At 36.6% G+C, this 10,551-nt stretch carries 12 protein-coding genes and 1 pseudogene; 8 read left to right on the forward strand and 5 right to left on the reverse strand.

Annotated features, from left to right (window positions below):
* On the forward strand, positions 1 to 265 hold a 265-nt coding region (locus KO464_06375; GenBank protein ID MCC7572998.1), incomplete at its 5' end, for a hypothetical protein.
* Here KO464_06375 and KO464_06380 read toward each other — a convergent pair.
* Positions 259 to 1,830: an MMPL family transporter gene (locus tag KO464_06380; protein MCC7572999.1), complete on the reverse strand. Its 1,572-nt coding sequence runs from the start codon at positions 1,828 to 1,830 to the stop codon at positions 259 to 261. The two genes, KO464_06375 and KO464_06380, sit on opposite strands and share 7 nt — an antisense overlap.
* Positions 1,831 to 2,700, reverse strand: coding sequence for a protein translocase subunit SecF (locus KO464_06385; GenBank protein MCC7573000.1), 870 nt, complete (start codon positions 2,698 to 2,700; stop codon positions 1,831 to 1,833).
* 53 nt (positions 2,701 to 2,753) lie between these two features.
* On the opposite strand from KO464_06385, the gene KO464_06390 reads away from it, so the two are divergent.
* Both KO464_06390 and KO464_06395 read left to right on the forward strand, forming a co-directional pair.
* Entirely contained in the window at positions 2,754 to 3,005 is a 252-nt protein-coding gene (locus KO464_06390) for a DUF131 domain-containing protein (protein MCC7573001.1), read from the forward strand.
* A complete protein-coding gene (locus KO464_06395; GenBank protein ID MCC7573002.1) occupies positions 3,002 to 3,751 on the forward strand; it encodes a tRNA (adenine-N1)-methyltransferase in 750 nt (249 codons plus the stop codon). Before KO464_06390 ends, KO464_06395 begins: the two co-directional genes overlap by 4 nt.
* Here the strand turns inward: KO464_06395 and KO464_06400 are convergent, their stop codons facing one another.
* Entirely contained in the window at positions 3,752 to 4,267 is a 516-nt protein-coding gene (locus tag KO464_06400) for a CDP-2,3-bis-(O-geranylgeranyl)-sn-glycerol synthase (protein ID MCC7573003.1), read from the reverse strand.
* A gap of 72 nt (positions 4,268 to 4,339) precedes the next feature.
* Here KO464_06400 and mtnA point away from each other — a divergent pair, with 72 nt between their 5' ends.
* On the forward strand, positions 4,340 to 5,368 hold the full coding sequence (gene mtnA, locus KO464_06405) for an S-methyl-5-thioribose-1-phosphate isomerase (GenBank protein MCC7573004.1): 1,029 nt from the start codon (positions 4,340 to 4,342) through the stop codon (positions 5,366 to 5,368).
* A gap of 121 nt (positions 5,369 to 5,489) precedes the next feature.
* Here mtnA and KO464_06410 read toward each other — a convergent pair whose 3' ends face one another.
* Entirely contained in the window at positions 5,490 to 5,876 is a 387-nt protein-coding gene (locus KO464_06410) for a nucleotidyltransferase domain-containing protein (GenBank protein MCC7573005.1), read from the reverse strand.
* Positions 5,877 to 6,104: 228 nt separating this feature from the next.
* Here KO464_06410 and KO464_06415 point away from each other — a divergent pair, with 228 nt between their 5' ends.
* The 3 genes from KO464_06415 to KO464_06425 all read left to right on the forward strand — a co-directional run bounded on the left by KO464_06415 (position 6,105) and on the right by KO464_06425 (position 9,440).
* Positions 6,105 to 6,305, forward strand: coding sequence for a hypothetical protein (locus KO464_06415; GenBank protein ID MCC7573006.1), 201 nt, complete (start codon positions 6,105 to 6,107; stop codon positions 6,303 to 6,305).
* A gap of 277 nt (positions 6,306 to 6,582) precedes the next feature.
* Complete coding sequence (locus KO464_06420) at positions 6,583 to 8,424, forward strand: B12-binding domain-containing radical SAM protein (GenBank protein ID MCC7573007.1); 1,842 nt, start codon at positions 6,583 to 6,585, stop codon at positions 8,422 to 8,424.
* Positions 8,424 to 9,440: a hypothetical protein gene (locus KO464_06425; protein ID MCC7573008.1), complete on the forward strand. Its 1,017-nt coding sequence runs from the start codon at positions 8,424 to 8,426 to the stop codon at positions 9,438 to 9,440. The genes KO464_06420 and KO464_06425 overlap by 1 nt, the downstream gene beginning before the upstream one ends.
* Before the next feature lie 78 nt (positions 9,441 to 9,518).
* On the opposite strand, the gene KO464_06430 is transcribed toward KO464_06425, so the two are convergent.
* On the reverse strand, positions 9,519 to 9,752 hold the full coding sequence (locus KO464_06430; GenBank protein MCC7573009.1) for a hypothetical protein: 234 nt from the start codon (positions 9,750 to 9,752) through the stop codon (positions 9,519 to 9,521).
* A gap of 332 nt (positions 9,753 to 10,084) precedes the next feature.
* On the opposite strand from KO464_06430, the pseudogene KO464_06435 reads away from it, so the two are divergent.
* Positions 10,085 to 10,345, forward strand: a pseudogene (locus tag KO464_06435) (nucleotidyltransferase domain-containing protein).
* Positions 10,346 to 10,551: the final 206 nt, after the last annotated feature.

The following is a 10,551-nucleotide window of genomic DNA, read 5'->3' on the forward strand; positions in this document are numbered from 1 at the left end:
AAGGCTTATAGAAGATACTAGGCACCAGATACCCACTAAATCTGAAACCAAGGAAGCTGTAATGGCCAAATCATTTATTGTATTTGCCCTCGGATGCTTAACTGGAATTGAAATGTACACAATTAATCTATTCTTGACTTCAAATATTGAAATAAGTCTCATGCTTCTCCTATTCTTTTTTGGAATAGGCTTCCTAATCGGAGTCTTTGTAGAAAAAACAGATATATTAAAAATAAAATCTAAATATGGACATTTAGATTATTGATTTTTTAATAAAATTTTTGCTATATTGCCGTAAGCAGGCCTTGTTATTGTTATTCCAATCAAAAGACCTATTATTGTAGTAACTGCAAATCCTCTAAGCATTCCCAAACTCAGATATGCAAGAGGTGCCATAGCTCCAATTGTAGTAAATGCTGATGTGAATATTATGAAGAAGGCATGCTCGACCCTCTTTTTAATACTCTTTCGTTTTCTCTTTTCTCCACCTCTTTCCATAATGGATTCATCTGTAATAACTATCTGATGATCTACCCCTGTCCCTATGGCGGCAATTATACCGGCCATAGCTGCAAGATCTATTGTCCAGTGTATAACTGAAGCAACTCCCAATATTATAATTACCTCGGAGAAAGATATTAGTATTATAGGCAAAGAAATGTAGATTTTCCTGTATCTTATGAAAACAATTGCTGCAACTGCAATAAGTGCGGCAAGCCCTGCTATAAGAACCTGTCTTATAAATTCTGAACCAAGGGTGGGCGAAATAAAGCTCTTTCCAACAATGCTTGTTGCAATAGGAAGAGCCCCAGACTGAAGAATTATCTTTAATTCTGAAGTTTCCTTATTAGCTTCTTCTACAGTTGCGGCAACTCCTTGGATTACATAAGAAGGTGTAGCCGATGCCTCACCAGTGGCAAGATTTTCTGAGAGTATGGGGGAGTTCATTAGCCCGACTATCCTCCTGAAATAGTCTGCCTGATTCTCATTTGCTGCCCTGAGTTCTCTTTGAGTTTTGAATCCCATTCCCATTATCTGAGTGTAGATGTCTCTTCCAACCTCATCTTCTGTTGCAAGAACGATTACCCTCTCCTTATCTCCTACATAATCCTTCAAAAGTGAAGGAATTTCTGAGCTGTTTGCAAAAGTCAATATTTTAATATCGTCCCCAATTCTCTTTTCAAGTGAAAACGCGTTTTCTATTTGGGGTATTGAAACATTTAAATCAAGCCCGGATAGATTTAGGTCAGATGGTAACCCAGTTAGTGAGTTGTACATCGCTTTATTCATTATTATCACTGAATTTGCAGGCCTGTCAAGAAACATGTCTACTGGGTATCCACCTTTGCCTTTGGCAACGTCAGCAAAGTTTTGCCCCGCTTCCTTTGTGATTGTGAAAGGCACATTCCAGTTTATTCCTTCATATCCAGATTGTCTGACTTCCGGTGGGTCGACCCTAATAATATCTGATCCTCTTACTGCAACTACTCCATCAATCCTTGCTTCATAAACACCCTGCTCTTCAAGGATCTTAATGACGCTTTCTTCCTTCTCTGCTGAAGTACCTGAAACCTCAACCATTATGTTAGATTCTCCCCACGGTCTGACACTAACATCTGATATACCAAGCCTGTTTAATCTTAGCTCGAGTCTTGTAACTGTATCTTCCATTACGTCAGTTGCAACTGCCCTATCAAGTTCCAGAGTAACAAGTGTTCCTCCTTCAAGATCAAGACCTGTTGATATGCCATTAAAGTTAATTGCTATAGCTGAAAATATCACTGCAACTATTAATAATAGAACTCTGCCGTTCTTTAGGATCTTATTCATTTAGTTCACCCCTTTCTGCCTTCTCAATGCATACCACTTCAATATCCCTGCATTGAAGAGCCATGTCATGACAAGGTCCCCTATAAGACCAAATATTAATACGATTGCAATGTCATCTAAGACCTCAGAAGTGGAGAATATGAAAAGCGCTGTCAAAGCAGCAAGAGTAGTAACAGACATTGTAAGTCCAGTTCTCATTGCGCTTCTTACCCTTTCGTTTATGTCATCTCCCTTTTCTTTCACCACCCTTGCCGTAAGAAGAATATCAGTATCAACAGAATAACCAATCAACATCAAAACTGCAGCTATGGTGTATCTTGAAAGTTCAATCCCCGCAATAGACATAAATGCGAGAGCTATTAACATATCAGATAAAGCCGCAAATACAACTGCTGCAGACGGTATAGGCATCCTAAAAGCGATAAAGACAACAATGGCCATAAATAGAAATGCAAATAAAATCGCCTGAGTCCCCTGCTTCAAAAATGATGCGCCGAGAGAGGGGCCAATGTTCTGCACACTTATAGCAACGTCCGGATATCTCTGATTGAGCAAGCTGATTAATCTGGCAGAGTCGACATCAGGTCCAGTTTCTACAACAAATCCTTCGGTAAGAGGGCTGAAAATTGACCTCACCTTTATATTTGAATCACCTAGATTCGTGATAAGATAATCTTGAATTTCAGGCGTGTATTTTACGCCCTGAACTGTTGCAAGTGTTCCCCCTCTTAGGTCAACACCTAAATTGACTCCAACTGTTGAAAGAATTATAACTGATACCAATACTAAAATTAAAGGGAATACTATCAGTTTTTTGTAATTATAATTTGTAACATCAATCCTATCAAAAATTTTTTCGACGGCCTTCATAAATTCTCTCCCCAAAGGAAAACTCTTAAGAACTATTTAAATAACTTTGTATCATGTATTTTGACAGGCTTATTATAGTAGGATTTATTGTTATTCTACTAGGCATCATGCTTATTTTTTCTGGGGCAATTCTCTCCTCTTTTAGAGGCGGTCCAGAGGGCCGCATTGAGACCGGCGGAGTATTATTAATAGGTCCAATTCCGATAATATTTGGAAACTCAAAGCCTCTAATAATTATATCAATAGCTGGTGCTTTCATATTAATGGCAGCCTATTATCTGATTTCAAAGGGTGAATTCATATGATACAAGAAAACGATAGGATTCTATTATTAGACCCCAGGGGGAAAAAATATCTAATTACAGTTACAAGTAGGATATTCCATACAAATCTTGGAAAGCTCGATCTCTCTGAATTAGTTGGGAAGTCTTATGGCGACAAGATTAAATCTCACATGGGAAAGAATTTTTCTATAATAAAGCCAAACATTATTGATTATATTTACATGATGAAAAAGATGCCCCAAACTATTAATCCAGACGACGCATGCCAGATTATTGCAAACACCGGTATATCCGCAGGCGATACAGTAGTTGAAGCAGGTGCCGGGTCAGGTGCAGTGACGTTATTATTATCCTATACAGTTTTTCCTGGAAAAGTATATTCTTATGATATAAATGAGCGCTTTCTAAAGGTGGCCAAAGAGAATCTAGACACATATGGGAAAGGAAATGTGGAGTTTAAACTAAAGGATATCTATGAAGGGATAGACGAGAAAGACGTTGACCTTGTTTCTCTTGATCTCCCAGAGCCGTATAGAGTTGTTGGCCACGCCTATGAAGCTTTAAGGGCGGGTGGATTCATATTCTCGTTTTCTCCCTGTATTGAGCAGGTCATTGATTTCAGAAGAGAAGTATCCAAATACGATTATTCCGAAGTTAAAACAATCGAGTCTATTATAAGAGAATACGAGGTAAAGGAAAAAGGCACAAGGCCAAGAACTAGAATGCTTGGCCACACAGGCTATCTGTCATTTGCAAGAAGAGTCTAGTTACCACCAAACTTCTTTTTTCCCGGCAAGATACCATACAACATTAGACACAAAATGTACGAAAGGAGTTATTATGATAGATAGAAGGACAACTTCAAAAGAAGGAAGTCCTAGAGGTGCTACCAATATTATTGCACCAATCATAAAGTCAAGCTGATCAAGCAAAGGGGCAGAATTCCCACTTTCAATATTTACTCTCCTTTTTACAAAGCTCCCAACAATATCTCCGCCAATTGCACCTGCACCCATTAAAAATCCTCTCAAGATGGCATATCCAAAAGATGGAAAGGGAAGTGCGATATGCTGCAACAGACTTATTATTATTCCAGCAAGAATTCCCACAAAAGCGCCTTTAATGGTTTTACCTTTGCCAAATAATCTTTTACCATCATAAAAGAGCCTCCCCCCGTCAATTGGAGGGCCCCCTCCCCAAACAGCGGGCGCCATATTCGCAATGTAAGGCGGCAGTATAAACCAGATGATGCTAAATATCAAAAGCGGAGTAATTTCGATCATATTGGGTCTCGTTAGTTTTTTATAGCCAATGATTATGGAGTATTTAAACCTTTTTAGGATGTCATATTAATGATAAAAACTATCTTTTTTGAGGATAACAAGGTCAAATATATCGACCAGACGCTCTTGCCAGGCGATTATAAAATAGTCTCATGCACCGATGTCAAAAAATTGGAAGTTGCCATTAAGACTCTAGCTATTAGAGGAGCACCTGCCATCGGTGTTGCCGGGGCATATGGCATCGTTCTAGCTGCATTAAGCTATAAAGGAAATAATAAAGATGAATTCTTCAAAGTAATTATTGAAGGCGAGAAGATAAAAAATGCTAGGCCCACCGCAGTAAACCTCATGTGGGCAGTAGAGCGCATGATGGGGCATTTTGAAGCCATCAAAAATAAATCCATCGAAGAAATCAAAAATGAGCTTATTTTAGAGGCTGAACAGATAAGGAAGGAAGATGCGGAAATTAATAGGAAAATGGGGCAATACGGGCACCCCCTTATTTCCACTGGAGACGGAGTCCTAACACATTGTAACGCCGGGGCACTTGCAACTTCCGAATACGGCACAGCACTCGGGGTGATTAGAGCTGCAGTTGAAGCAGGTAAGAAGATTAGGGTCTACTCTGATGAGACAAGACCTCTTTTGCAGGGTGCAAGACTCACAACGTGGGAGTTAAAGGAAGACGGGATCCCCGTGACTTTGATATGCGATAACATGGCAGGTATCTCTATGAGGAGAGGATTGATTCAGAAGGTAATAGTTGGGGCAGATAGGATTGCAATGAACGGGGACACAGCAAATAAGATTGGGACTTACCAGGTAGCGGTATTGGCCAAAGAAAATAACATACCTTTCTATGTAGCAGCACCCATATCAACTTTTGACCCAAAGGCAAAAACGGGCGAGGATATACCTATTGAGGAAAGGAGCAAGGATGAGGTGACCCATATAGGCGGCAAGAGGATTGCAACTGAAGGCATAGACGTTTTCAATCCTGCTTTTGATGTGACACCTGCAAAATATATCTCAGGGATAATCACTGAAAGAGGCGTATTAAAGCCCCCCTATGAGAAGAGCATTAAGAAGTTATTTGATTAATAACGGTCTATTATTATTTTTATATTTTCTATAATCTTATCAAAATCTTCTGGCATATTTTCAGCTATCAACGGAACGCTTTCTTCAATTTCACTTATTTTGGATAAAATAATTTCTTTTCTCATGTTATCATTTCTAGCCCTATGTAGTCATAATAAAATCTTTTAAAATAATCAAAATCCTTAATAGTATCCAGAGCTACCTCATGAACAAAAGTAGTATCATCTGAATAAAGTAATATGCCCTTTAGAACTTCTTTCTTAATATAAAGTGGAAGTTGATGGAAGATCTTTACGTCGTATTTATCGCTTGATAGTTCTGATAAAACTTTTAATCTGAATCTAGATGCTTCATTTTCTAAGCCTTCATAGTAGATGCAGAGGTCAATATCTGAATTCTTATTTGCATTACCTGTAGAAGTTGAACCGTAGAGAAAAATGAATCTAACGTGTTCAAATCCTTTAATTTTTTTTATTAACTCTAGTTCTTTGTTAAGATTTGTATCCATATCAACATCTTAAATCATTTTATATTTAAATCGTTTTTTGATAGAGATGAATATATCGATCAATTTTAAGATTACTTTATCCTATATTTTCTATAATTATCTTGTATTTATTCTTATAAATAAATTAATTGCATATAATCAACATGAACAAAATACCTTTTTTTACAGCTAAATCCAAAAGAAGATCCAGACGATGAGGATGGATATTACAGTTCTGGAGGATACGATGTGCCAGGAGTATGGGTTAAACATACAGTTAATTTAAGGCATTATCCCGGAGTTAGCAGGGTAATATTCTATTTTGACACAATAGACAATATAAATAATAATCATAGAGGATGGTATATAGACGACGTTACTATTTACGAGAGTGTAGTGCCTGTAGATAAAATACAAAAAATTCTAAAGAAAAATCAAGATAAAAACTAGGGTATAAACTAAACTACCATTTATTTTATCTTTCTCTTTTATTTTGTCTTAGTAATAAATGACCGGTCAAAATTATTAATTATGTCAATATGTCTCTTAATCATCATAAAAAACCTGCAAACAATAATAGTATTTTGATATAAGACCTCTATAGTATATTGGGTATCTTTATAAATTAATTTGAAGTGAGTATTTCTTATATATGGAGCTTTTTCATATAAAAATTGAATGTACTAAGTCATCATAATCTATAGAAAAAATATTCATCGTGATTTTTATGGTATATAGAAATGTTTTACTGGTAAAGCCAGAGGGGAAGTCAGGAATAGGGCACTTGGCGGACTTGGTCCCTATTGGATTGGAATATCTAGCAGCCTCCATAGAAAAAGAAGTCGACAATGTTTGGATAATCGATATGGAGCTTGAAAATCACCCATTACAATACTTTATTGATAAATATCATCCTGATTTGATTGGAATATCCATGTCTGCAACAGACCATGAAAAAGGTCTGCATCTTGCAAAAATTGCCAAAGATAACAATATTACAACTGTAATCGGTGGTTACCATCCGACCGCTATATTCAATGAATTACTAGAAAGCCCCTACATAGACATGGTTGTGAGAGGGGAAGGCGAACTTGCAATGAAGGAACTTGTGCAAAAAGGAGTTCCTGAAAGCGTTCATGGAATATCATATAAAAAAGAAGGCCAAATAATTAACAATCCTGATCGGCAAATAATAAAGGATTTAGATTCATTACCTTTCCCTGCAAGGTATCTTAGAAGACATCGTTATAGGGCCCAAGAAAATAAAGAAGGTAGAGAAAGAGATGTAATTACGATGTCACGTGGATGCTACGCCGACTGTAGTTTTTGCTGTGAGCCTTATATGAGTGGAGGAAAGGTACGATTTAGGTCCCCTGAGAACATCATGGAAGAGATACTGGAAATAGTATCATTTCACAAAGGAAAACCATTACGTATTTTTGTGACAGATCCAAATTTTATATGTAGTTCTAGAAGGATAGATAGATTATGTGATTTATTACAAAAACATAAATTAGACATAATCTTTTCTGTCATGACAAGAGTTGACAGCATTGTAGAAAATCCAGAACTTGTCAAAAAAATGTGTGATAGCGGTTTCCTTCATTACGAAATGGGATTTGAGAGCCCAAGTCTAACAGATTTGAATCGTGTAAATAAGAATATATCTCTTGATAATCAACAGAATGCAGTTAAAATATTGAGGGAGAACGGTGCGGAGGCTACTGGAACTTTTATAATTGGTTTACCTGACCAGACTGAAGAAGACATAAAACAATTTCCCGTATATGCTAAAAAGATAGGGCTATTGAACTGTGCGTTTGGTATTGCAACACCATTTCCAAAAACAGAATTTTACGATAACTTAGAAAAAGATGGCCTTATCTTTGAAGAAGATTGGACCAAATATGATGAAATGCATTCCGTCTTTCATATAAATTCATTAACGCCTGAGAAATTAGAATATCTACAAACATACTGCATGTTTCGATTTTGGACTTTAGATGTCCTACTGGATAAGGCTAAAGTTTTACAGATAAAAACTGGGCAGAAAAAGAAGTTAAAAGTTTTTGTTCATGACCTTCTTTCAAAGCTAGAATTTCTCAACAATGCAGGCCATGATTTAAGAAAAGAAAAAATGGTAGAGCACTCTGCAATTTTCTTGGATGCGATTATAGACGCTGAAAAAGATGAATCTAACAAAGTATTTATGGATGAGGCCATAGAAATGTCAAAGCTATTGAGGATTTTAGGGCCTCAAGTAATACAGATTAGTTTAAAATATGAAGACAAATCGGCAAGTTATATATTTAAAACATCAAGTAAAAAAGTCGAACAAATAAAAACTACCTCAGAAAAAGCGGACTATACAACAATAGACATTAATGTTGATTTAAGAGAAATGATGAATTCATTAGACAATTATTCTATGTTCAGCGCATCAAAGAATATATCTTTACTTAAGCAGATGGGCAATACTAAAGGCGTATTTAATTTAGTTAGATTATCCTTTGCCCTGACAACTGTTTTGAGTTATTCCTATTTAGAAAACAAAGTGAGACGGAAATAATGGGGATAATCACTGGACTTTGTAAGACTTATAATCTCATAAAAAATTTATCACATATAAACGGGGCAGATGTAAATGAGATGCTCTTGAATCGGGCAATGTTTGCCATTGAAAAACTACCACCGCTAGGTAAAGAATACTGGTGGTTTCTTTTTTTTGGGCAGGACGGCGAAAGACCTGTGCAGATCACGCTCCTAATATTTAGAAAGCATGGGAAAAAAATGCTTTTTAATCGCAAGGAAATGAAGTTCAATGAAATGAGTGAGGATGAAGTCCTAGCAGTGACCTCTGGCTGGATATACGATGGTGATGAGCTACATAAATTAGCTGACACTAATACAAATGTAATACTCCAGAAAGACAAAATTACTTCTGAAATTTCTGGTAATGAAATGGTATTCAGCGGTTCTTATCCAAACTATCTAATGACTCTAGGGAATTTGATAAATCTAAAAATGAAAAATGGAAACTTCATTGAAACTAAAGATGCGTATGGGGTGTTTCTTCCTCCTTTGGGCATGGGCTGGGTAGACGTATTTTCAGATGCCAGCGGCACTGTACTTGGAAAAAAATTCAAAGGGACTGCACATCTCCAGAAAGTAGTCGGTGTTGCACCTTTTGGGCCTTTTCATTGGGCAAGGATTGTTTTCAAGAATCATTCTGTCTTTTCGTTTTTTTGCCTTAAGACAGGAAAAGATTCACATACATTTCTCCACAAATCTATAAAATTCTTCGACACGAAAAATCAGATCACAATAAGATTGAATAATCCAAAACTTGAAGTGTCGAGAACAGGTGGCAATTGGATCATCGAGGGCGTAGAAAAGAACAAACATGTAAGGGCTGTTTTAGAGATCTATGCAACAAATAGATATGACATGAAAGGTGGCGGCTCTCAAGTTTATATCCAATATGCTATAATACCTAAAGAACTCACCATAAAAGATGATAAAAATACATTTACTTTAAGTGACCTGGGTGAAGGGGTAGGGACAATTGAAGACGCATACTGGTAGGAGCCAAATATTGCTGGAGGCCCACCAATAAAAATAATTGTATTTATAGATAGTGTTCTATCGCATCTTTAATATTATCTAAGACTTTTTATCACGTATCCACTTTAGAATACACCCTAATAACAAAACCTCTCTCTTATTATATTCTGCGAATACTTTGGCAATATATTCAATTTCTTTTACAAGCGAATCATCGCAGTATATTTCCTTTGAAAGCTCACCATATTTTTCCTGATACATCTGGCTAAACTTCTCATTTGCAAAAAATCTTTCCTTGAGCAAATTTGACCCTTGCATCCCGCCTTGCCTCATATTTCCCATCTCTTCTGGCCTGTTCTATTGAAATCCATACCAGGCACCCCTTTCGGCCCCATAATACTCCTGTTCACATCCCTGTTATTGAAACGTTCCGGCCTCTGGACAGTCATGTTTAAATCCATTGGGGCACCAGATTCTATTATCCGTAAATTAAGGGATTTCAGTATGGATTATTTGATGTCAAGATATCCTGATGCAACAGATGAGCTTCCTTACAAGATTTATGATGAAAAAATGGCGGCTGAACGTTTAGAAGGTGCAAGGGAGTCCTAAATTGGATAGAGAAAGAGCTGAAACTTTAGATGATTTGGTCAGGCTGATAAAAAAATGAGTTTAACACTGAGTTAGTTCTCCTCTTTGGTTCAAGAGCTAGGGGAGACAACTTAATTGAAAGTGACTATGATATAATCATTGTTAGTAAAGATTTTGAAGGTATCAATTTTATCAAGAGGATGGGATTAGTGCAGGACCTCTGGGATGGGATTTATAGGCTTGAAGCATTTTGCTACACGCCCGAAGAGTTTGAAAGAAAGAGAAATGAAATAGGCACTGTCCAAGAAGCATGTAAAGAAGGAATTGCTCTCTAAACGGTATATAATAGTTGTCAAAAATAAATATGCTCCTTTATAAATAACTGGTCAATTTTATTTTGTCTTATTTATAAATGACTTGTCAAAAATCGGCTGTGGAACATAATTTACATACATTCAGATCCAAAAGATCACGTGTGTTATTATAGGGACAAAAAAGGAAAAGAGGTCGATTTTCTTTTATTAACAGAGGATAAAATATA

The organism is Methanofastidiosum sp. (assembly GCA_020854815.1).
Taxonomy (GTDB): Archaea; Methanobacteriota_B; Thermococci; order Methanofastidiosales; family Methanofastidiosaceae; genus Methanofastidiosum.

Coding starts and splice junctions, on each gene's coding strand:
- KO464_06400 (MCC7573003.1), bottom strand. CDS start 4,267: ATGATCGAAATTACTCCGCTTTTGATATTTAGCATCATCTGGTTTATA.
- KO464_06430 (MCC7573009.1), bottom strand. CDS start 9,752: ATGAGGCAAGGCGGGATGCAAGGGTCAAATTTGCTCAAGGAAAGATTT.
- KO464_06410 (MCC7573005.1), bottom strand. CDS start 5,876: ATGGATACAAATCTTAACAAAGAACTAGAGTTAATAAAAAAAATTAAA.
- KO464_06390 (MCC7573001.1), top strand. CDS start 2,754: ATGTATTTTGACAGGCTTATTATAGTAGGATTTATTGTTATTCTACTA.
- KO464_06380 (MCC7572999.1), bottom strand. CDS start 1,830: ATGAATAAGATCCTAAAGAACGGCAGAGTTCTATTATTAATAGTTGCA.
- KO464_06395 (MCC7573002.1), top strand. CDS start 3,002: ATGATACAAGAAAACGATAGGATTCTATTATTAGACCCCAGGGGGAAA.
- KO464_06385 (MCC7573000.1), bottom strand. CDS start 2,700: ATGAAGGCCGTCGAAAAAATTTTTGATAGGATTGATGTTACAAATTAT.
- KO464_06425 (MCC7573008.1), top strand. CDS start 8,424: ATGGGGATAATCACTGGACTTTGTAAGACTTATAATCTCATAAAAAAT.
- KO464_06420 (MCC7573007.1), top strand. CDS start 6,583: ATGGTATATAGAAATGTTTTACTGGTAAAGCCAGAGGGGAAGTCAGGA.